Source organism: Streptomyces sp. NPDC087263 (genome assembly GCF_044744645.1).
Taxonomy (GTDB): Bacteria; Actinomycetota; Actinomycetes; order Streptomycetales; family Streptomycetaceae; genus Streptomyces.
This window is the reverse complement of the sequence record NZ_JBIUYT010000003.1, coordinates 782,573-802,520: the sequence shown is the minus strand read 5'-3', so window position 1 is coordinate 802,520 and position 19,948 is coordinate 782,573. Positions and strand designations below refer to the sequence as shown.

Annotated in this window: 20 protein-coding genes and 4 pseudogenes; 12 read left to right on the top strand and 12 right to left on the bottom strand. The window is 68.1% G+C overall.

The genetic code is table 11. The annotated features are described in order from the left end of the window. Window positions 1–40: 40 nt before the first annotated feature. Window positions 41–763, bottom strand: coding sequence for an NmrA family NAD(P)-binding protein (locus ACIPC1_RS13115; protein ID WP_402516215.1), 723 nt, complete (start codon window positions 761–763; stop codon window positions 41–43). Window positions 764–1,059: 296 nt separating this feature from the next. Here ACIPC1_RS13115 and ACIPC1_RS13110 point away from each other — a divergent pair, with 296 nt between their 5' ends. Continuing rightward, window positions 1,060–1,434, top strand: a complete 375-nt coding sequence (locus tag ACIPC1_RS13110) for a DUF1931 family protein (RefSeq protein WP_402516321.1) — start codon at window positions 1,060–1,062, stop codon at window positions 1,432–1,434. Window positions 1,435–1,602: 168 nt separating this feature from the next. Here ACIPC1_RS13110 and uvrA read toward each other — a convergent pair whose 3' ends face one another. After that, entirely contained in the window at window positions 1,603–4,071 is a 2,469-nt protein-coding gene (gene uvrA, locus ACIPC1_RS13105; protein ID WP_402516212.1) for an excinuclease ABC subunit UvrA, read from the bottom strand. A 158-nt stretch (window positions 4,072–4,229) separates the two neighbouring features. Between uvrA and ACIPC1_RS13100 the strand changes: the two are divergent. From ACIPC1_RS13100 to ACIPC1_RS13075, 6 genes and pseudogenes are all read left to right on the top strand, one after another. After that, window positions 4,230–4,520, top strand: a pseudogene (locus ACIPC1_RS13100) (hypothetical protein); the annotation flags it as partial. A 290-nt stretch (window positions 4,521–4,810) separates the two neighbouring features. Continuing rightward, window positions 4,811–5,944, top strand: a complete 1,134-nt coding sequence (locus tag ACIPC1_RS13095; RefSeq protein WP_402516210.1) for a hypothetical protein — start codon at window positions 4,811–4,813, stop codon at window positions 5,942–5,944. A 300-nt stretch (window positions 5,945–6,244) separates the two neighbouring features. After that, complete coding sequence (locus tag ACIPC1_RS13090; protein WP_402516208.1) at window positions 6,245–6,697, top strand: hypothetical protein; 453 nt, start codon at window positions 6,245–6,247, stop codon at window positions 6,695–6,697. Further along, window positions 6,691–6,861 (top strand): hypothetical protein, encoded by a 171-nt coding sequence (locus ACIPC1_RS13085; protein ID WP_402516206.1) that lies wholly within the window; start codon window positions 6,691–6,693, stop codon window positions 6,859–6,861. The genes ACIPC1_RS13090 and ACIPC1_RS13085 overlap by 7 nt, the downstream gene beginning before the upstream one ends. Before the next feature lie 92 nt (window positions 6,862–6,953). After that, window positions 6,954–7,559, top strand: coding sequence for a TetR/AcrR family transcriptional regulator (locus ACIPC1_RS13080; RefSeq protein WP_402516205.1), 606 nt, complete (start codon window positions 6,954–6,956; stop codon window positions 7,557–7,559). A 239-nt stretch (window positions 7,560–7,798) separates the two neighbouring features. Next, the gene (locus ACIPC1_RS13075; protein ID WP_402516203.1) at window positions 7,799–8,362 is read left to right on the top strand and encodes a GNAT family N-acetyltransferase; all 564 of its coding nucleotides are present in this window, start codon (window positions 7,799–7,801) and stop codon (window positions 8,360–8,362) included. Window positions 8,363–8,688: 326 nt separating this feature from the next. Here the strand turns inward: ACIPC1_RS13075 and ACIPC1_RS13070 are convergent. Then, window positions 8,689–9,017 (bottom strand): annotated as a pseudogene (locus ACIPC1_RS13070) (transposase); the annotation flags it as partial. A 230-nt stretch (window positions 9,018–9,247) separates the two neighbouring features. Between ACIPC1_RS13070 and ACIPC1_RS13065 the strand changes: the two are divergent. Continuing rightward, window positions 9,248–9,556, top strand: a pseudogene (locus ACIPC1_RS13065) (transposase); the annotation flags it as partial. Window positions 9,557–9,603: 47 nt separating this feature from the next. On the opposite strand, the gene ACIPC1_RS13060 reads toward ACIPC1_RS13065, so the two are convergent. Together ACIPC1_RS13060 and ACIPC1_RS13055 are read right to left on the bottom strand one after the other, a co-directional pair. After that, window positions 9,604–10,020, bottom strand: a complete 417-nt coding sequence (locus ACIPC1_RS13060; RefSeq protein ID WP_402516201.1) for a hypothetical protein — start codon at window positions 10,018–10,020, stop codon at window positions 9,604–9,606. Between the two features lie 67 nt (window positions 10,021–10,087). After that, window positions 10,088–10,771: a hypothetical protein gene (locus ACIPC1_RS13055; protein WP_402516198.1), complete on the bottom strand. Its 684-nt coding sequence runs from the start codon at window positions 10,769–10,771 to the stop codon at window positions 10,088–10,090. Window positions 10,772–10,982: 211 nt separating this feature from the next. On the opposite strand from ACIPC1_RS13055, the gene ACIPC1_RS13050 reads away from it, so the two are divergent. Together ACIPC1_RS13050 and ACIPC1_RS13045 are read left to right on the top strand one after the other, a co-directional pair. Beyond that, complete coding sequence (locus ACIPC1_RS13050; protein WP_402516197.1) at window positions 10,983–11,441, top strand: MarR family winged helix-turn-helix transcriptional regulator; 459 nt, start codon at window positions 10,983–10,985, stop codon at window positions 11,439–11,441. 216 nt (window positions 11,442–11,657) lie between these two features. After that, window positions 11,658–12,173, top strand: coding sequence for a GNAT family N-acetyltransferase (locus ACIPC1_RS13045; RefSeq protein WP_402516195.1), 516 nt, complete (start codon window positions 11,658–11,660; stop codon window positions 12,171–12,173). A 403-nt stretch (window positions 12,174–12,576) separates the two neighbouring features. Here the strand turns inward: ACIPC1_RS13045 and ACIPC1_RS13040 are convergent, their stop codons facing one another. Further along, window positions 12,577–13,074 (bottom strand): MarR family winged helix-turn-helix transcriptional regulator, encoded by a 498-nt coding sequence (locus ACIPC1_RS13040; RefSeq protein WP_402516193.1) that lies wholly within the window; start codon window positions 13,072–13,074, stop codon window positions 12,577–12,579. 114 nt (window positions 13,075–13,188) lie between these two features. Here ACIPC1_RS13040 and ACIPC1_RS13035 point away from each other — a divergent pair, with 114 nt between their 5' ends. Next, window positions 13,189–14,742, top strand: a complete 1,554-nt coding sequence (locus tag ACIPC1_RS13035) for an FAD-dependent oxidoreductase (RefSeq protein WP_402516190.1) — start codon at window positions 13,189–13,191, stop codon at window positions 14,740–14,742. A 37-nt stretch (window positions 14,743–14,779) separates the two neighbouring features. Here ACIPC1_RS13035 and ACIPC1_RS13030 read toward each other — a convergent pair. The 5 genes and pseudogenes from ACIPC1_RS13030 to ACIPC1_RS13010 form a co-directional block, all read right to left on the bottom strand. Next, window positions 14,780–15,219, bottom strand: a pseudogene (locus ACIPC1_RS13030) (site-specific integrase); the annotation flags it as partial. A gap of 227 nt (window positions 15,220–15,446) precedes the next feature. Then, window positions 15,447–15,875 (bottom strand): DUF4267 domain-containing protein, encoded by a 429-nt coding sequence (locus ACIPC1_RS13025; RefSeq protein WP_402516187.1) that lies wholly within the window; start codon window positions 15,873–15,875, stop codon window positions 15,447–15,449. 316 nt (window positions 15,876–16,191) lie between these two features. Then, window positions 16,192–16,578 carry a VOC family protein gene (locus ACIPC1_RS13020; protein WP_402516184.1) on the bottom strand — a complete coding sequence of 129 codons (387 nt, stop codon included), beginning with the start codon at window positions 16,576–16,578 and terminating at the stop codon, window positions 16,192–16,194. A 138-nt stretch (window positions 16,579–16,716) separates the two neighbouring features. Continuing rightward, the gene (locus ACIPC1_RS13015) at window positions 16,717–17,067 is read right to left on the bottom strand and encodes an antibiotic biosynthesis monooxygenase family protein (protein ID WP_402516181.1); all 351 of its coding nucleotides are present in this window, start codon (window positions 17,065–17,067) and stop codon (window positions 16,717–16,719) included. Between the two features lie 74 nt (window positions 17,068–17,141). Next, a complete protein-coding gene (locus ACIPC1_RS13010; RefSeq protein WP_402516179.1) occupies window positions 17,142–17,588 on the bottom strand; it encodes an anthrone oxygenase family protein in 447 nt (148 codons plus the stop codon). Window positions 17,589–17,678: 90 nt separating this feature from the next. Between ACIPC1_RS13010 and ACIPC1_RS13005 the strand changes: the two genes are divergently transcribed. Next, a complete protein-coding gene (locus ACIPC1_RS13005; RefSeq protein WP_402516176.1) occupies window positions 17,679–18,257 on the top strand; it encodes a TetR/AcrR family transcriptional regulator in 579 nt (192 codons plus the stop codon). A 523-nt stretch (window positions 18,258–18,780) separates the two neighbouring features. Here the strand turns inward: ACIPC1_RS13005 and ACIPC1_RS13000 are convergent. Further along, entirely contained in the window at window positions 18,781–19,665 is an 885-nt protein-coding gene (locus ACIPC1_RS13000; protein ID WP_402516173.1) for an SDR family oxidoreductase, read from the bottom strand. Window positions 19,666–19,948 lie beyond the last annotated feature (283 nt).

The window sequence follows — 19,948 nt, the reverse complement described above, 5'->3', positions numbered from 1 at the left end:
GCAGCGAAGTTATTACTGCATGAGCAGGGCTTGACCGAGGTCAGTCGCTGGGCAGCTGTTCGCGCAGCACCATGCCCAGGGTGGTGGGTTCGCGGCCGAGCAAAGTGGCCAGTGTTGGGTCGACGGCGGCGAATTCGGCGGCGCGGCTGGCGGCGAAGATGCCGAGCAGCTGGTCTGCCGCCTCGGCGGGGACGCCGCGGCCCACTAGCTGCTCCCGGAACTGGTCGTCGGGTGCGGTGATCCTGGTGATGGTGCGGCCAGTTATGTCGGTGGCGATGCGGGCGATCTCGTCGAAGGTGAGCGCCTGTGCCGCGGTGAGCGACGGCGTGGGGCCCTCAAAGCGGCCTTCGTCCACCAGGATGGCGGCGGCTGCGGCGGCGAGGTCAGCGTGCGCGGTCCAACTGACCGGCCCGTCCGCGGGGAGGACGACCTCGCCGGATTGCATGGCGTGGCCCAGGAACTGCACCGCGCTGGCGGCGTAGAAGCCGTTACGCAGCGAGGTGGACGGCACGCCGCAGGCACGCAGTGCCTCCTCGGTGGCGGCGTGGTCGCGGCAGGGCTGGAAGTGCGACGACGGGCTGGCGCCCATGTGGCTGGTGTAGAGGATGCGGCGGGCGCCTGCCGCGGCGGCCCCGTCGATCGCGGCACGGTGCCGCTGCACGGCCTCGTCGCCCATCTTGTCGACGGAGACGATGAGCACCTGGGTGGCACCCTCGAAGGCGTGGGCCAGGCTGTCGGCGTCGGTGAAGCTGCCCTGAGGCACCCTGGGCGCAGGCCAGGATGATCCGACATCGCAGGGCCCACGCCTGCGGCGTCGAACGGCGTCGCACCCATCCCTCGAGAGCGGCCCGCTCCTCGTCCGACAGCGTCAACTCGGCCTTCGGCCGCCCCGTCCGCACCATAAAGCAAGCCTACACATCTGAACAGAATTCCTGACTCAGAAGACTAGTAGAGCCCTAGTAGGACTCCCTTAGGTCTGTCTCGGTCTCGGAGGCCTGGTGTGTCGAAGTTCGAGAGGTTCTTCCGCGCCGCCGCAAGCCTCGATGTGACAGGAACGACCTGAAGCGGTACAGCGACTTCGTCGACTCCAAGCGCTACGACCTGCTGGTCGTCGGCCAGGCGTCGGCCAGGGCCAACGGCAGGGATACCGTCGAACCGTGGGACCTACCGATCACCAAGGGCCTCCAGGAGAGCATCCATCAGTTCCGGCGGCTCGACGAGGAGGTCGAGCTGAAGCCGATCCTGGAACAGCTCGCCGCGCACCCTCCCCTCGACAGGACACCCACCCAGGAGGCCGAAGAGCGCTACCCCGAGATCATCGGCGGTCTCAGCATCGCCCTGGCCGAGACGTTCAAAATCATGGATCCGGATGTGAAGAACCCGCAGACCAGTCACTGGGAGGGCGTGACCGCGGTGTTCGACCGGCTGCTGTAGCAGTCGAGCCCCGGTGCGTGTCGCAGGACTGAACAGAGATGCCGGACGGGGAGCGAAAGGTGGGGACTGGGAATCCTTCACCGAGGCCCGGGGCGCCCCCAGGCGCTCGGGGATTCGCGATCGCCGTTTCAGCACGGCTGGTCGCCTGGCCGGGCCCTCGAGCCGTCGTCAGGAGCGCGCGAGCCGGGCCGCGAGATAGGGCGCGGTGGCGCTGCGGCGGGCCCTCGCCACCTTGGCCGGTGGGCCCGCCGCGACCACCTGCCCGCCCGCGTTACCGCCGCCCGGCCCGAGGTCGATGACCCAGTCGGCGGTGGCGACCGTGTCCAGGTCGTGCTCGACGAGGACGACCGTGTTTCCGGCGTCGACGAGCCGGTGCAGCTGTCGCAGCAGCAGCGCGATGTCCGAGGGGTGCAGCCCCGCCGTCGGCTCGTCGAGCAGGTAGAGCGCGTGCCCGCGGCGGGCCCGCTGCAGTTCGGTGGCCAGTTTGATGCGCTGGGCCTCACCACCGCTGAGTTCCGTCGCGGGCTGGCCCAGCCGCAGGTACCCCAGCCCCACCTCGCGCAGCGTCTCCAGACTGCGGGAGGCGGCCGGGACGGCGGACAGGAACTTGGCGGCGGCGTCGACGGACAGCGCCAGCACCTCCGCGATGTTCTTGCCGCGGTAGGTCACTTCCAGCGTCTCGGCGTTGTACCGGGCGCCGTTGCAGGTCGGGCACGGTGCGTAGGTCCCGGGCAGGAAGAGCAGTTCCACCGCGACGAACCCGTCGCCCTGGCAGGTCTCGCACCGCCCTTCGGGCACGTTGAAGGAGAACCGCCCGGCCGAGTAGCCGCGCGCCCTGGCTTCGTCCGTCGCCGCGTACAGCTTGCGGACCGCGTCGAACATCCCCGTGTACGTGGCCAGGTTGGACCGGGGTGTACGGCCGATGGGCCGTTGGTCTACCCGGACCAGCCGGTCGAACGACTCCAGCCCCGACGCGTCCTGCACGTCGACCTCGAGCTGTGCCTCGTCGGGCTCCTCCGGCACGAGCCCGAGGTGGCCGCGGACGACCTCGGCGAGCACCTGCGTCACCAGCGTCGACTTTCCGGAACCGGACACGCCGGTCACCGCCGTCAGTACGCAGAGCGGTACGTCGACGGACACGTCGTGCAGGTTGTGGCGGGAGACGCCGCTCAGGTGCAGCCAGCCGTGCGGTGTGCGCGGGCGGTGATCGAGCGGCTGGGCGCGCCCGAACAGGTACTGGCTCGTGGCCGACTCCTCGACCTCCTCAAGACCGGCCACCGGACCGCTGTACAGCACGCGTCCGCCGCCCTCACCCGCGCCGGGGCCGATGTCGACCACCCAGTCCGCCCGCCGTACGACGTCCATGTCGTGCTCCACGACGAACAGCGAGTTGCCCGCCGCCTTGAGGCGGTCCAGCACGTCAAGGAGCGGTTCCGCGTCGGCCGGGTGCAGGCCCGCGGAGGGCTCGTCGAGGACGTAGACGACGCCGAACAGACCCGAGCGCAGCTGGGTGGCGATCCGCAGGCGCTGCGCCTCGCCGGGTGACAGGGTCGTCGAGCGGCGCCCGAGGCTGAGATATCCGAGGCCCAGGTCGAGCAGTACGTCGACCCGCGCGACCAGATCGCCGCAGATCCGGACCGCGACCTCGGTCGTCTCCCCGGATCGGGCGGTCGACGTGGTGGCGTCGGCCTCGGACCGCCCCGCGACGGGCCGCAGCAGCGCCACGACCTCGGTGAGCGGCATCGCGTTGATCTCGGCGATGGAACGTCCGGCGAAGGTCACGGCGAGCGCCTCGGGCCGCAGTCCGCTGCCGTGACACTCGGGGCAGGGCACACTCCTGACGAACCGGAGCGCCCGTTCGCGCATCTTCTCGCTCTTGGAGTCGGCGAGGACGTGCATGACGTGCTTGCGGGCGCTCCAGAACTTGCCCTGGTAGCCGTAGTCGACGCGGTCCTCCTCCGGCTCGATGTACACGGAGGGCTGCTCGTCCGTGTACAGCAGCCAGTCCCGGTCCTTCTTCCTGAGCCTGCGCCACGGCCGGTCGATGTCGATCCCCAGGCCGCTCACGACACTGCGCAGGTTGGCGCCCTGCCAGGCCCCCGGCCAGGCGGCGATCGCCCCCTCGCGGATGCTCAGCGAGGGGTCCGGGACGAGCAGATCCTCCGCGACGTCGTGCACGACGCCCAGTCCGTGGCACTCCGGGCAGGCACCGGCCGCGGTGTTGGGTGAGAACGACTCGGCCTCCAGCCGCGCGGCCCCGGGCGGATAGGTGCCGGCGCGGGAGTACAGCATGCGCAGCAGATTGGACAGCGTGGTGATGGTGCCGACCGTCGAGCGCGAGCTGGGCGACCCGCGTCGCTGCTGCAGGGCCACGGCCGGTGGCAGTCCGGTGATTTCCTGCACGTGCGGTGCGCCGACCTGTTGCAACAGCCTTCGGGCGTACGGTGCTACGGACTCGAAGTAGCGCCGCTGGGCCTCCGCGTAGAGCGTGCCGAACGCGAGCGAGGACTTGCCCGAACCGGAGACGCCGGTGAAGGCGACCATCGCGTCCCGCGGAACGTCGACATCGATGTTCCGCAGGTTGTTCTCACTGGCGCCCCGGACATGCACGAAGGGGTCGGTCGCGTCCTTGTTCACCGTTCCTGATTACCTGATCGCGCGGGGAAACGCGCGACAGGCGCCATCACCGGGCTCCGCTCACACGAGCTTCGGGAGTATCCCGGATCCATTTTCGATATACGGCCTCCTAGGCGGCGCACACTCCGCTGTTGGCGGATGCCGACAAGGTGGCGTCGCTGCTGGAGACCACCCTTCCCGGGGTTTTCGTCGCCGGCAACGTCAGGAGCGGCTCGGTCAAACGGGTGGTCTCGGCGGCCGGTGAGGGTGCCATGGCTATCCGCCTTGTGCACGAGCACCGGGAGAAGAAGGGCAACCTGTTCCGCACCGTGGGGCCACGAAGGCCCGGCCGGTGGCGGGCCATGGAGAGGCACTCGGCATCGTGCTGGTGTCGGACGAGGGGACGCAACGACTGTGGTGTGAGCAGGAACGCCGCGGTGACATGGACGAGCAGGACCAGCGCGGCGTAGAGGCAGTGACGCCCATGAAGGTGATAACGGGACGAGGTTGAACCGGCGGCGGCCTGCTGCCGATCGATCTCGTCGCGGTGCCCGGGGTGGCGCGGAGCTGGTGTTCGCAGTGGCGCACGCAACCGTGGCCCGGTGGTGGAGCAGGGCCCTGTGCGGGGAGGACGAGGAGACCTGACCGTACCGCCTGCACCTGCTGGCAGGGGCCAGCGTGTCACGCAGCGTCGGCGTTCCGCCTCGGGGGCATCCTGTGGGCACGGGCGATCGCGGGGGCAGGCCGACGAGAAGGAGCCATGCGGGTGTCGTCTCAGGGCGTTACGGTCGTGGCTCTCCTGGCGGATCCGGACGCGCCCACGGAGATTGCGCACCGCATGGCCCAGATACTTCCTGCTCGGCTCGCCGGCAAGTCAGGCCAGGGACGACGGTTCGATGTCGAGGTGGTCAGTGAGCCCTTCACCGCAAGCACCGAGGACCCGTCCACCTTGATGCGCCGGATCATGGACCGCGCAAGAGCGGAGAGTTGGGACATCGTCGTGGCCCTCACCGACCTTCCGCTGCACTCACACGGGCGCAAGCTCGTTGTGGATCTGAGTCACGAACACGGCTTGGCGCTGCTGTCTCTTCCTACGCTGGGGGGCTTGCGCCTGCAGACGAGGGCCCGGCGGACCGTGGAAGAAGCCGTGCTCAGCTTGGCGGGCCCGCGGGCCACCGGGTTGGAGGGATCTCCGCGGAGTCAGCCGTTGCTGGCTCCCTTTGTCAGTCGTTTCGCGCCTATTCACCCGGGCCAGGTCAGTGAGGAGGAGACCTCTGATCTGCGGTACGTCGTCAGCGGGCCGCGCGGTTACCTGAGGGTGCTCCTCGGTATGGTCCGCGCCAACCGGCCGTGGCGCTTGGTGCCGGGCTTGTCGAAAGCCCTGGCGGCCGCACTCGCCACGGGAGCCGTCGCCACCGTGAACTCCACCATCTGGAGCCTGGCCGAGTCCCTGAGCGCGCCGCGCCTCGTGATCGCCACGGTCGGGTCTGTCGCGCTCATGATCGGTTGGCTGATCGTGGACGCGAACCTGTGGCATCGAACGGCAGAGCACTCGTCTGAGGCAAGGCAAAGGGCGAGGCTCTACAACGCCTCGACGGTCATGACCGTGGGTATCGGGGTGCTCGTCTGCTACGTGGGTTTGATCGTCATCAACTTGGTGTGGGCCCTGTTCATCCTCAACGGCCAAGTGTTCGCCTCCACGACACGGAGCCCGCTTCATGCCGCGGAATACTGGACGTTGTCCTGGTTCGTCGCTTCGGTCGCCACGGTGGGCGGCGCGCTGGGATCAGGCTTGGAGAGCGACGAGGCGATCCGGGCAGCCGCCTACTCCAAACGCGAACAGGAACGCCGCCACATGCTCCAAGACGACGACGGTGACCAGCTGGTGACCTGAGTCGGCCTGGGGTATGCCGTACCGGACGCCACCATTCTCGTATACAGCGAGTTACGGATGGCTGCTATTTGTAGCCATCGGGTGCTGTTGAAGCGGCCACGGTGCCGGCCGTCGGCCGGGTCGCGGAGCGCGTTGCATGCGCCGTCTCCTCTGGTGAAGGGACGACCCTGTCATGGCCACCAAGGGCGAGAAGAAGACCACTTCGCCGTCCAGGAACACTGAGCCCCCGAGGATGAGCTGATCGGGTCGTTGCGGCGCTACATCCCCACCCGCGGCCAGGAGTTGCTGAAGGATCCGAACGTGACCTCCGTTGGCATCGGCCGCAAGGTCACCAGCGGCCGGCGGGGCAAGCAGGTGGTGCTCCAGTTCACCGTGGAGAGCAAGGCCGAGCCAGATGAGCTGGAGGCGCTGGGCACCACCCCGATCCCCGGGACGACCACGGTGGACGGCACCGAGGTGCCCACCGACGTCATCGAACGCAGCTACAAGCCGCAGTTCCGCACCGTGGCCGAGGTCGAAAGCCCGGTGCGCAAAACCCGTCTGGACCCCATCGAGCCCGGAGTCAGCGTGGGGGCGGTGACGGTGACGCCGGACACGCTCGGCTGCATCGTGTTCGCCAAGGCCGACGGCACACCGTACGTGCTCAGCAACTGGCACGTCCTGCACGGCCGGAACGGCGAGCTGGGCGGCGAGATCGTGCACCCGGCCCGCACGACGACAACCGCATCGGCCGCAACCATCGTGGCGTGCTGAAGCGCTCGCATCTGGGCGTGGCCGGTGACTGCGCGATCGCGACCATCGAGAACCGCGCTTTCATCCAGGAGATTTTCGAGATGGGCGTGGTAGCCAAGGAACTGGGCGAGCCGGACCTCGACCCTGGCGGGCGGTTCCGTGTTCAGCACGCACACCTTCGCTGATTTCCGGTCGAGGGCGAAGACCTCCGGACAGACCTCGGCGCAGTTCGCGAAGCCACAGCACACGCTGGCGTCGGCGGTCACCTTCATGCCCCATGCCCAGCAAGGTCAACGCCTCGACACCGTCCGCACGTGAGCGCCTGCTGGCCGCCGCCGACGAGCTGTTCTACAGCGAAGGCGTGCAGAGCGTCGGCATCGACCGCATCGTGCAGAAGGCCGGCGTGGCCAAGGCGTCGCTCTACAACCTGTTCGGCAGCAAAGAGCAGCTGGTCGAGGCCTATCTCGACGCCCGCCGCGTCAATACCCGTGAGCAGGTCGAGCGGGTCCTGACTCGGTTCCGGACGCCGCGTGAGCGGCTGCTGGGGGTTTTCGATGCGCAGGGCCAGCTGTTCACCGAGCCCGACTTCAACGGCTGTGCGCACATGACGGCCAGCGCCGAGGTGCGGCACGGCAGTCCGGTCGAGGGCGCCGCCGACCGCTACCGGCTCTGGGTGCGGACGCTGTTCACGGATCTGGCGCGGGAAGCCGGCGTCGCCGCCCCCGAAGACCTGGCACGGCAACTGCACCTGCTGTACGACGGCGCGGGAGTCTCGGCGCGCATGGACCGCGACCCGTCCGCAGCGACGACCGCCCGCGCAGCAGCCGCGGCGCTGTTCGACGCAGCAGTCAAGCACCAAGAACTGGTCGACGCCGGGCAGTAATCCGCTGAGACGCCAAAGCCCTCGCTGAGGGCCAGAAACACCGAGAGAAGACCACGGATCACGGCCCTACGCGGTATTGGTACGGCTGCGCAGGTCGGCGCGCGTGCTGTCGAGGTTTTCGTCGGCGAGGGCGAGGGCGAGGGCTGCATCGGCGACGGCGCGTGCCAGCAGCAGGGCACCGGCCATCTCGCTGAAAAAGCCTTTTGAACTGTCCGCCGCGCTTAGGCATGATCCACTCTGTGGACACCTACCTGGAGACCGAGCGCCTGACCTTGCGCCGTTTCACTACCGACGACGCGGACTTGCTGATCGAGTTGGACAGCGACGCCGCGGTGATGCGCTATCTGACCGGGGGCAATCCGACCGCCCCGGAGATTGTCCGGGAACGCCACCTGCCAAACATCATCGCCGGCTACGAGAGGTGGGGCGGCGATCTTGGACTCTTCGCCGCGCACGAGAAGGACGGCGGTGCGTTCATCGGCTGGTTCTGCCTGCGTCCCGAGCCGCAGGGCCGCCTGGATGAGGCCGAACTTGGCTACCGGCTGCGGCAGGCGGCTTGGGGTAAGGGTTTTGCCACCGAAGGCTCGCGGGCTTTGCTGAGCAAGGCGTTCACAGAGCTCAGTGTGCGCATGGTCTGGGCTGAGACAATGGCCGTGAACCACGGTTCGCGCAACATCATGGAGAAGCTCGAAATGACGCTCGCGGACACCATCCCCACTCCCCCCGACATGGAGATGGTCGAGGGCTCCGAGCACGGGGGCGTGCGGTACGAGATCACCAAGGAACAGTGGGAGCAGCAGTAGCCACTGTGCGAACGGCCGTCCTGCATCCACACCTACTGGAACCCAGTAGGTGGGCGGTAGAGGTCGCACCAGCGGGGTTGATGTGTTCTCAGGCTTCAATATCGGTGCAGGGCCTCGACCTGCCAGTGTCCGCGGATCAGTTCGGCGATCCGCTGCGGGGTGGCCTGCTCGGGAGCGAGGCTGGTGACCGCGTAGATCGTCTTGATGGTGGTCTAGTACGTCGTGCGGGCGGTGCGGCGGCGCTTGACCTCGATGGCCTGCACTGCGTACGGGAAGAGGAGCCCTTCCGCTGGAAACGCCCCGCCGGAGTCGCGCTGGTCATCCCCCGCAATGACGAAGACATCCTTCGCGTCCGTCTTCCCATCGCCCTGGTAGGAGCCGAAGGCGTGATGGACGGTGCGGCCGGGGATGTAGAGGACCTTTGCCCGTTGTCGGTGAGCAGCGCGATCATCAGGGCAGCTCCGCCGGCGTTGAGGTCGATCGCCCACGTCACCGCCTCACCGTCGCTCAACTCCAGCACATCGCTGATCAGTTTGAGCAATGCATTCTCGTCGTTGACCACACGCTGCGACAGCTTCCGCCTGCCGTCAGCACGGAGGACCACGCAGTGGTGCTCGGCCTTGCCTGCATCCACACCAGCCCACAGTTGGGGCACGGCCGCCTCCGAAGTCGTTCCTTAATCCGTCCCAGCAGACGACCTCGCCAGCGTGTCCTTACCAAGCGATCTTTTGCCGCGCATCCCAATGAGTGGCCGAGTCGTCGCGGGATGCCGGGCGGCGAATCGTTTGAAGCCACCACCGGGCTGGAGACACGCAGCCACACCCAGCATCCCTGGGCCTTCCGATCCTACGAGTGACCGGAATCAACCCCAGGAACAACGTAAGGAGACACGACCCCCACCGAGGCCGCTACTTCAAGCCGCAGCACCTGCACGCCGACAAGGCCTACGACATTCCCCACCTGCGAAAATGGTTACGCGGCAAGCGCATCGGCGTACGCATCGCCCGCAAAGCCCTCCAGTCCAGTTAACGGTTGGGCCGCCTCAGGTGGGTGATCGAACGGACGATGTCGTGGCTGTCCGGCTACCGCAGACTCAGACCCCGTTATGAGCGCCATCCCCGCAACTACCTGGCCCTCCTCGGACTCGCCGCCGCCCTCTGCTACTACAAACGGTTCGTCCGTCTCACCACGTAGGACACCGTCTTAGTAAGGCAGTTGGTGCTGTTGAGTCTTGGCTGCTGTCATCGCGGGGTCAGTCTGAGCGCTCGCGCCCCGCTTTGCCAGACCAGCCGGAGATCGTCCCGGTCTGGCTCGCCGTTCTCGCCGAGGCGGATGCTGTTGAACCTGGCGAAGGTCGGGTTGACCCGCGCCATGTGGGCGTAGGCCGAGACGACTTCAGGCTCTTCGCTATAGATCTGCACATCGGCCCAGCAACGCTTGCCTCTGTGCCGGATCGCGACTGGCTCGCCGGTACGCAGGTTGCGTCCCCATCCAAAGGAGGTGCCGATCAGGAGATCGTCACCTTGAGCCATGTAGGCGACTGGGATCGCATAGCGCTGTCGCGACTTGCGACCGACAACGTAGAGAGTGACCAGTCGAGTGCCGATGATCCGCGACAGGCCTGGCGTTCGCAGTAGGCCTCGGACCAGTAGGTTCACCAGGCGCTGTCCTGGCATCGTCCGGGCCCGCGGCTCGGGCCGGGAGCCTGAACTGCCCACACCTGCGTCAGTGGTCATTGCTGCTCGTGGTGACCTTGCCGACTTCGGGGAGTCGCTTGTCGTTCGCCGAGGTAGGGACCATCCGTGTGACCGCGTTGGGCATCGCGCCGACGGTGAACACACGAACCAGGTCGTCGACGGCGACAGTGATGAAGGAGGCTTCGAACGGCACCCGGTCGGGCAGCGGGATCACGTGGAACCCGGCCTCGGGATTGCCCTCGAAGACCCATATCGAGGTGCTCTCGGGCTCGGGAGGCATGAATGAGGTGACCCATAGAGCTTCGACGCTGACGTGCGCGGGTTCCCTCAGCGTCAGCTGTACGCACCGGCGGACGACGTCGTAGGCAATCTCGACGCCGTCCGGGCCTCGTCGCTCGTCGGAGTTGACGGCCTCGACCTGGGCGGCGATGACGCCGGCGATGCCGGCGAGTCCCTGGACGAAGCTCACCTGCCGGTTGCGCTTGGAGACTTCCTCGCGGATGTACTGCTTGGTGTCGGCCGGGACCATCCCGCCGAAGACCAGTACGTCGAGGGCGGTGACGTCGTAGTCGTCGAGAACACGGTCGAACTGGTTGGTCGCATCGGCGGTGTAGCCCTTGGCGCGCAAGATGTCGACTGTGGCGACAAGGACGCTGGGGCTGCGGCCGACCACGAGGATCCGACCGGGTTCGTTGGTGGGCGTGGTGTTCATCGTCAGATCTCCTCGATGATGGATTCAAAACCGGCCACGAGCCGTGGCTGGTCGAGGTGTAGGCCGGCCACCTGTTCGTAGCCGCCGGTGACGGGAACGTGGCGAGTAGGTGGTGGATGCGTGCTGCGCCGACTTCTATGTTGGCTCAGCCAATGTTGGCATGTCCAACATAGTGAATGTTGGCCGTCCCCACAATTGGTAATCTGAAGGCATGCCTGCGCATCCCGTTCAGCCCGGCCGTACGGCGGACCGGCTCAAGGACCGCCCAACCTGGCTCATCAGCCAGGCCTATGCGCACTCCGCGGCATTGCTCGCCGCCGGATTCGAAGCCAAGGGCAACGGCCTGCGCGGGTACCACTACCGGCTGCTCGCCGCACTCGAACAGTGGGGGCCCGCGAGCCAAGCCGATCTCGGCCGCGATACCGGGATCGACCGAAGCGACGTCACCGCGGCACTCGCCGAGCTCGAATCCCGCGGCCTCATCGAACGCAGGGTCAACCCCGATCACAAGCGTCGAAACATCGTGACGATTACGCCCCAAGGCTTCGACGTCCTCCTTGACCTCGACGCCATGATCGACGAGGTCCAAGAGGCTGTGTTGGCACCCTTGACGGCCGCCCAGCGACGTCAGTTCGTCAACCTCATGTCACGACTGTTCGTCGTCACTTGATGGTTCGGGGTCGGTCGGATTCGGCCGGTCTCCGACGCTGGGAATGCCAGGCTGAGCGGGTGAGTGAGCGCAAGCGGCAGCCGACGCACTTTTCCGACGAGCGGTGGGCCCTGGTCGAGCTGGTGATCACCGCACCGAAGGGGAGGCACCCGTGCGTCGACGGCCGCTCGTACTCCAGCCGTAGATCGTGATGGTCTGGATCAGTATCGTTTCCGTATGCCTGAACTGATCGCGCCCACCGTCCGTCTACATGCCGGCTGGCGCGAGGCGCGTGATGAGTGGGGTCCTGGCCTCCACGAGGACGGATTCGGGCTGGGGCCGTCCGACGAGGTCGACTCCCCAGACGGGTTCGCGGCCTGGGTGATGCTGCTGGCTGATGAGTCGGGTCCGAAAGCGGTGGAGACCGGCCGGGGTTGTACGTACCGATGGATCGTCGAGGGCGACCGGGTGCACGGCGGGATCGCGCTACGGCACGGACTCAACGACTACGTGCTGCAGTTTGGCCACATCGGCTACGGTATCCGGCCGTCCTCACGGCGGCGCGGGCTCGCCACCTGGGCGCTGGGCCGGATACTCGACGAGGCGCGGACGCTCGACCTGGACCGGGTGCTGATCGTCTGCGAAGCCGACAACCTTGCCTCGGTGAAGACGATCGAGCACCAGGGCGGCGTTTTCGAGGGCGTCCGGAACACCGAACACGGTCCCGTGCGGCGGTACTCGATCAAAATCTAGTCTCAATGCCGTGACTCTGCTGGTGATCTTCTGGGGTTAGGCGGCCGCGGTGCAGAGGGCATGGAAGCGGGTTGGCCGGCGGTGGGTGGTCGTCGGCTCGGCGATCCAGTCCGCGATTCGGGTGAGGTTGCAGGCCATGGCGGTCAGGACATGCTGGACGTGGGGTGCCCTGTGACAGTACCGGCGGTTCATCCTGACTGGGGTGCAACTCGTCCTGAGGGAAGAGCGTTTCGCGGTCACCGGTCCCCGCGCCACAGCATGTGGATCATGCCGGTTCTTCAGGAATCACGAAGAACCGGCATGATCCATGTGGGCCATCCGCGCCGTAGTGCCATGCCGACCTGGGGCAACGCAGCCAATTCGAAGGTAAGCAGCCCGGCGAACCCACGGGATATCGCACAGGTCAGCCTTCGCCCTCGGTCGGGGTGCTGCCCGCGGCGACGGCGTCGAACTGGGTGGTCAGGTCACCGGTCAGGCGGGCGAGCAGGCGCATGAGGTCGCTGCGGTCCTGGTCGGGCCACTGGGCGAGCGCCGCGGTGAACCAGCCGTTGACGACGGTGGTGTACCGCTGGACGATCCGCTGCCCGGAGGGCGTCAGGGCGACCAAGCGGGCCCTTTGGTCCTCGGGGTCGGGGACGCGCTTGATGATCGCCCGCTTTCCCAGACTGTTGAGGTGGCGGGTGACGTGGGGCCCGACGACCTGCATGCGGGTGGCGATCTCGCCGACCCGCAGCGGGCGTTCGGCGGCGTCCAGGATGACCAGGATCGTCATGGCGGGCCGGTCCAGTGCCACTCCCGCGTCCTGAACGGCCTGCTCGTAGAGCTGCCCGCGGTTGAGCAGGGTCCGCAGCTGGAGCAGGTGCGGCAGCAGCCCGGTGGTCGCATCGCTGAGCGGATCCATGTCCGCACTCCTTTGATAGATACCTAACGTAGGTATATTATCTCTCCCGGAAGCCGACCTCGCAGGAGATCGGGCTGTCGTCAAACATGATACCTAAGGTAGGTAATCAACGCCATGAACGAGGCCACTCCCACCACCGCGAACGTGACCACGACCGACGTCCTGATCATCGGCGCTGGCCCCACAGGCCTGACCCTGGCCTGCGACCTGGCCCGACGCGGCGTCAGCTTCCTCCTCCTGGAACGCTCCACCACGCCCAGCACCGCCTCCCGCGCCAAGACCATCCAGCCCCGCACCATGGAGGTCGCCGACGACCTCGGCGTGGCCGTGCGCGTCTTGACCGAGGGCCGGGTGAACGTCCCCACCCGTCGCTACGACCGCGACCTGGTGGTCTCCGAGGCGGTGGAGCTCGCCGGAGGGGTGCACACCACGGATGCCCCCTACCCGCCGGTCTGGCTCTCCCAGCCGCGGTTCGAGCAGATCCTGCGCGACCGCCTCACCGAGCTCGGCGGAACCATCCACTGGGGCAGTGAGGTCACCGACCTCCAGCAGGACGACGACGGCGTCACCGCCACCATCGAGACCACAGCCGAGCCCGACGCGGGCGGCCGCACCGTCCACGCCCGCTACGCCGTCGGCGCCGACGGCGGACGCAGCACCGTCCGCACACTGGCCGGCATCGAACTGCACGGCACCTCCCTGACCGACCAGCGCTGGCATCTGGGCGACGTCCGCGTCACCGGCCTCTCCCGCCACTGCCAGCACCTGTGGACCAGCAAGGAGAACGGCCTGCTGTCCCTGTTCCCCCTGCCCGGCACCGACCTGTGGCAGTTCCAGGCGTCCATCCCCGCCGACCGGGCCGAGCCCGAGGAGCCGTCCCTGGAGCTGTTCCGCCGCATCTTCGCCGAGCGCGCCGCAGTACCCGGCGTGGTCATCCAGGACGTCGCCTGGCTCTCCCTCTACCGGATCAACGTGGTCCTGGCCGGCCACTACCGCTCCGGGCGGATCCTCCTGGCCGGCGACGCCGCCCACATCCACTCCCCGGCGGGCGGTCAGGGCATGAACACCGGCATCCAGGACGCCTACAACCTCGGCTGGAAGCTCGCCGCCCTCCTCGACGGCGCCGACCCGGCCCTGCTCGACACCTACGAGCACGAGCGCCGCCCCGTCGCCCGCAACGTCCTGGACGACAGCACCACCCGCCTCGGCAACGTGATGCGCGCGGCAGGCGAGAACCACGGCCCCTCCGCCCAGCAGGGACTCACCGACGAGCACACCACCGGCCTGGGCATCGCCTACGCCGACAGCCCGCTCACCCACGGCCCCGGAGCCGGAGTCCGATCCCCCGACGCACCCTGCCGCAACGCCGACACCGGCCGCCCCACCCGCCTGTTCGACCTGCTGCGCGGCCCCCAGTGGACCCTGCTCTCCTTCGGAAGCACCACCGTCCAGCAGACCCCGGACAGCCCGCGCACCTTCCGAGTGACCACCGACCCGACCGCCACCGGCGCCGACACCGTCATCGACACCGACGACCTCGCCCACCACGCCTACCGGGTCACCGGCGACGAACTCGTCCTCATCCGCCCCGACGGCTACATCGCCGCCCGCCGCCCCGCCCACGACCTGCCCGCCGTCCTCGCCCTGGCGGCCACCAACGGCCTGTGACCAGCTGAGCAGGACGCGCGGCGGACAGCACCGAAAGTCAGCGATCCTCCGCGACATCGTCGGATGATCCGGGGTGCCGGGCGTCGGACCCACGAAGCCGTCCCCTGCGCTCAGCGGACGCTGGTGCCAGGTGCGAGCAGTAGCGGCGGACGTTCTTCGTCTTCTTGTGCCTCGACTTGGCCATCAGTATCAGCAGGCTCGCCCCGGCTTCGCGAGGTGCGTCAGCCCGGAGTGGCGCCACTCGTGCAGGTCCCAGCCCGTCCCGGGCTCGTGGACCGCGGTGTGCTCGTCCAGCAGTGCGGACCTGCCCGTAGGAGAGCCGGACAAGGCCGGTGTACGGGCAGACGTCGCGCGGGCCGACCACTTTGCCGGGACCTGGGCGGCGGCGGGCGACGAACACCGGGCCTCGGGCGCGGCCTTGAGCTGTCTCGGCAGCAGACGGGCCGTGCCAGCGTCCCAGTACACGGTCTCCAGCACGAGCGGAACCGGGGTGCCGGAGCGCCACGGCTGGCAGGGCCCGCAGGCGGCGGGGGCGGTCACGCGCAGGAGCTTGGCGAGCCGGGGCACCTTGGGACAGGCCGCCTCAGCCGTCAGGCCGTCGCTTACTGGAAGAGGATCGTCTGCCTGGCCTTTCCCCGCGGGCGCTGACAGATAAGGGGCGGCCAGGCCATGAGACCGGGCCACCCCCGTTGGGCATGCAACTGTCAGGCGGGCTGCGCGGCGGGCGCTGGGGTGGGGGCCTTGTCGGCCTTGCGGGTCTCGCGGAGGGTCAGCAGGCCGGTGATCGCGATCAGCGCCGAGGTCAGGCCGTGTATGCCGAACGCGGCGGCGATGGAGCCGTGGTGGGCCAGGACGTTGATCATGTCGCCGAACGGGGCGACGGCCTCCATCAGCAGGACCCAGCCCAGGGCGCGGCGGTGGCCCGTCACCAGCAGGATGGCGATGACCAGGCCCATCGCGAATTCGCGGATGCCCTTCATGACAAGGAAGCCGCCGCCGTCGCCGGCGGGCCAGTCCGGTAGGCCGACGCCCGGAGTGGAAGTCTCGGGGGTCAGGATGAAGGACAGCCCGAGATAGAGGACGAACAGGGTGATGGCGGTGGCCAGCACGGTGTTGACGTTCTTCAGCGACATGGTTCTTCTCCTTGGACGTTGGGGCTCGGTGGGGCGGGGTTCAGCCGCGGACGCGGCGGATGTGGCGGATGTGGCGGGCGTGGCTGGGGCGGCCCGTGACGTGCCAGATGACGCGGACCGGTGCGGGCTGGCCGGACAAAACCGCCACACTCGGGGGCATCCGTAGACCCGCACACCAGAAGCGCTTCGCAGCGCTGCCCTGGAGACGGGGAGAACGGACACTGACGTGGCTGACCGGCATCGCCGCATCACCGCGGCTGCGAACGCAATACCGCCATCACCAACGAGGGCGTGATCCGCTGAGCCGCCACCGGCCTCACGACCTGGCACCGCCCGGGGTGAGGATTTCCATGAGATGTCCGTCGGGGTCGCGAAAGTAGGTTCCCCTGCGGCCTTCGGTGCGCTCGCCGCGGTAGATCTGCCCGTCCTCTTGGCATGCGGGATCGGCGTAGTGGGTGATTCCACCGTCCTGGATACGGGCGAGGGCGGCGTCGAACTCTTCCTCGCTGACCATGAACGCGTAGTGGTGTGGCTCGAAGTCGTCCAGCTGGTCGTAGTCCAGGCTGACCTGGTTGGCCAGCGTGACCGGCGTGAAGTGCGCCACCGGCGGATCGACACTCAGGCCGAGGATGCCCGCCAGGAACTGCGCCGAGGCTTGCGGGTCAAGGGCTGGGATGACGGTGTGATTCAGTTCCACGGCCATAGGAACTCCTTGTCGGGGACATGCCGTATGCGGCGGGTTGGTCGGCGGTCTTGGCAACCCGGCAGGGTGCGGATGCGTGACTGCCCGGGGGAGGGCAGGGGCTTCTCCGGCTGCCCTCCCCCGGCTACAGCTGCCGTCTCACGCGTCGATCTGCTCGAAGATGTGCGGGTACGACACGATGTCGTCGGGGAACTCGGCCGCCATGCGCTGGAACTCCGGGCTGCCGAACGCCGTGGCGAGCGCCTCGGTCGACTCCCAGACCGCGACGTTCATCAGCAGCTGACTGTCCGCCGTTCCCTTGTGCATCTCCAGGGAGACGAATCCCGGCTGAGCCTTCATGAACTCGGCCTGCCTCCGGAAGAGGGCCAGGAACGATTCGGTCCTCTCCTTCGGGACGAAGAAGGTGTTGGCCAGGACAACGGGCCCGGTCTTTTCCTTGAACTGCGCGAACATCGGCGTGTGCGGGTCGAGACTCTGCAGCTTGGCCATTTTCGGTACTTCCTCTCGCTATCGGTCAGTGGGTGTCGCGGGCACCGAAGCACTGGGCGTCTGATCCCACGGGCTCAGGCGAGGGCGGCGACGAGCAGGGCGAAGGCGGCGATGATGACGGCGACGCGGACGTAGTGGAAGCGGTCCCAGCGGTTCATCTGCTGCTTCCAGTCGGCGGGCCGGTTCTCGGGGGTCCACGTCTTGTTCCGGTTGTTGATCGGGACGAGCAGCAGGAGCGACATGATCACGCTGAGGATCAGAAGCGCGCCGGCGGTGACGACTAGGCCGGCGCCGTGGCGGTCCCCTCCGGCGACGGCCCAGAGCGCGACGAGGACGAGCGAGCCGATGTACCAGACCGGCATCAGGGCGCCGAGCATCCGGCCCCCGTGGGCGCGGCCGAGCTGGCCACTGTCCTCGGGGAGGGCGTCGAGGATCCGGTTGATGACGAAGGCGACGGAGAACTCGACCCCCACCATCAGGCCGACGACCACGGTGGTGAAGACCTCGAATGCGTTGAGCATGCCGACCCCTCCAGGATCTAGCGCTGCTAGCTGACGAGGCTACGCTAGTACTACTGCCGCTCGATTGTCTAGCGATGCTAGGATCGGGTTATGTCGGTACAGGAACGCAAGCAGCGCGAACGGGCGGACCGCGAGCGCCTCATCGTGGCGACGGCCCGCGAACTCGCCGAGCAGAAGGGCTGGGAAGCGGTCACCACTCGCCGGCTCGCCGAGCGCATCGAGTACAGCCAGCCCGTCCTCTACAGCCACTTCCGCGGCAAACGGGAGATCATCGGCGCCGTTGCCCTAGAGGGCGCCACCGAGATGGCCGCGGCGGTGCGGGCCGCGACCGCCGCCGCCGACGGCCCGCGCGCCCGGGTGTACGCCCTCGCCCGCGCCTACCTCGACTTCGCCGAGCGGCATCCGGCGGTCTACGACGCCATGTTCCAGCTCGACGGCGGCCTGGCGTTCGCGGACGAGGACACCCCGGAACCTCTCAAGGACGCCTTCGCCGCGCTGCTGGAGAGCCTGGGCGAGGTCGCCGGGGACGGCGTCCACCCGGGGCTGTTCACCGAGGTGTTCTGGGCGTCCCTGCACGGTCTTGCGACCCTGACCCGGGCGGGACGGCTCCCGCCGGAGGACACCGAACAGAGGGTGGAGCTCCTGGTGGACCGACTCGCCGTGCTCTGACACACCATCCCGGCGGGCACGCAACCGGGGCCCTCGATCCCCGCCGCTGCCTGCACGCGGCATCGCTTCCGGTCATGCCCGCCCATATGGCGCAGCCGCAGATCGCCGGCCCTGCACCCCAGACGGACACCCGCCCCGGAAGCTGCGACGCTCATTGCATGATCTGTCCGCGCTTGCCGTGGCAGCACCGGCCGTTACACCACCGTCCTCGCGCCCGACTGGCACCCCGATCAGGCGCCCGAGTTCAACCCTGCGCGAAGCTCTCCACCACGGCGGCTTCGTGGCCTCTCTCCCCGTGACGCCTCGAATGCCGCCGCCGGAATGGGCATTTTCCGCTTCGAGTTCGGCGTTTCGCAGGCTCAGAGTCTGGATGGGGTTGGCGTAGGCGGCGAAGGTTGCGCGCGCCTCCTGTCGCTCGGCCGCGTGTTGCGAACGCAGCGTCCGGTCGGCCTTCTTGAGGCGGGGGATGGCCGCCGTCAGAGTGTCCGTCTGCGGGCGGGGCAGGGACGTGCCGCCGGTGGCGTCAGGGCAGGGGCGTGCCCCCAGTGGCGTTCATGATCTCCGCGGTGATGAAGCTCGCTCGCTGGGAGGCGAGGAAGACATAGGCGGGGGCCATTTCGGCGGGCTGGGCAGGCCGACCCAGCGGCGCCTGCTTCCCGAACTCGGTGGTGTCAGGCATGGTCGCGGGAATCAGCGGTGTCCAGACCGGGCCGGGGGCCACCGCGTTCACGCGGATCCCGTCGGAGGCGACCATCTGCGCCAAGCCCTGAGTGAACGTCACAATCGCACCCTTGGTCATTGCGTAGTCGAGGAGGTGCGGGCTCGGCTTATAGGCCTGCACCGACGTGGTGTTGATGACCGAGCCGCCCGCGGGGATGTGCGGCAGGGCCAGCTTGCACAGCCAGAACATGCCGTAGAGATTCGTTCGCACCACCCGCTCGAACTGCTCGGTGGAGATGGCGCCGATGCCCTCGGACTGCGACATCTGGTACGCGGCGTTGTTGACCAGAATGTCGATGTGCCCGAACTCCGCCACCGCGCGTTCGACAAGCTGGCGGCACTCCTCCTCCTCCCGGATGTCGCAGGGCACCGCGATCGCCTTACGGCCTGCCTCCTCAACGAGGCGAGCGGTCTGGCGGGCCTCCTCGGCTTCCTCGGGCAGGTAGGTGAACAAGACGTCCGCGCCCTCGCGTGCGTAGGCGAGGGCGACGGCCCGCCCTATGCCCGAATCGCCGCCGGTCAGGACGGCCTTCCGGTCCGCCAGCTGCCCGCTGCCCTGATAGGAGTCCTCGCCGTGGTCCGGCGGCGGATCCATCGGGCCGGTCCACCCCGGATGCTGCTGGTCCTGCGACGGGAAGTCCGGCCGAGGATGACGCTCGACAGGGTTCTGGTGACCGGTGTCCGTCATGGGCATTGCCTTTCTCGTTCTTCGCTGGACCGCCGACCCCCTTCTCGGGCATGAACCGGCTCTTCGGGAGACCGTCGATCACGGCGGCTCGCGACCGATCCGTGGACGAGTGCATCTCGACGTGCCCTTCGAAGAAGAGGTGCGGTGCTCAAGGCCACCGCGGTGCAGCGCCTACACCGGCCGACGGGCCTATTGATGCGTCATGGCTTCGGAGGTTTCCGAGTTCCCACAGGGACAGAATCCATGTCACGCCCGTCCCGCGGCTTCAGCGCCATGTCAGGCA

What these genes read in the sequence shown, in the direction of transcription:
- ACIPC1_RS13035 (WP_402516190.1), top strand. Translation starts at nt 13,189, where the DNA reads ATGAACGAGGCCACTCCCACCACCGCGAACGTGACCACGACCGACGTC.
- ACIPC1_RS13005 (WP_402516176.1), top strand. Translation starts at nt 17,679, where the DNA reads ATGTCGGTACAGGAACGCAAGCAGCGCGAACGGGCGGACCGCGAGCGC.
- ACIPC1_RS13045 (WP_402516195.1), top strand. Translation starts at nt 11,658, where the DNA reads ATGCCTGAACTGATCGCGCCCACCGTCCGTCTACATGCCGGCTGGCGC.
- ACIPC1_RS13020 (WP_402516184.1), bottom strand. Translation starts at nt 16,578, where the DNA reads ATGGCCGTGGAACTGAATCACACCGTCATCCCAGCCCTTGACCCGCAA.
- ACIPC1_RS13080 (WP_402516205.1), top strand. Translation starts at nt 6,954, where the DNA reads ATGCCCAGCAAGGTCAACGCCTCGACACCGTCCGCACGTGAGCGCCTG.
- ACIPC1_RS13055 (WP_402516198.1), bottom strand. Translation starts at nt 10,771, where the DNA reads ATGAACACCACGCCCACCAACGAACCCGGTCGGATCCTCGTGGTCGGC.
- ACIPC1_RS13000 (WP_402516173.1), bottom strand. Translation starts at nt 19,665, where the DNA reads ATGACGGACACCGGTCACCAGAACCCTGTCGAGCGTCATCCTCGGCCG.
- ACIPC1_RS13050 (WP_402516197.1), top strand. Translation starts at nt 10,983, where the DNA reads ATGCCTGCGCATCCCGTTCAGCCCGGCCGTACGGCGGACCGGCTCAAG.
- ACIPC1_RS13025 (WP_402516187.1), bottom strand. Translation starts at nt 15,875, where the DNA reads ATGTCGCTGAAGAACGTCAACACCGTGCTGGCCACCGCCATCACCCTG.
- ACIPC1_RS13095 (WP_402516210.1), top strand. Translation starts at nt 4,811, where the DNA reads ATGCGGGTGTCGTCTCAGGGCGTTACGGTCGTGGCTCTCCTGGCGGAT.
- ACIPC1_RS13015 (WP_402516181.1), bottom strand. Translation starts at nt 17,067, where the DNA reads ATGGCCAAGCTGCAGAGTCTCGACCCGCACACGCCGATGTTCGCGCAG.
- ACIPC1_RS13040 (WP_402516193.1), bottom strand. Translation starts at nt 13,074, where the DNA reads ATGGATCCGCTCAGCGATGCGACCACCGGGCTGCTGCCGCACCTGCTC.
- ACIPC1_RS13010 (WP_402516179.1), bottom strand. Translation starts at nt 17,588, where the DNA reads ATGCTCAACGCATTCGAGGTCTTCACCACCGTGGTCGTCGGCCTGATG.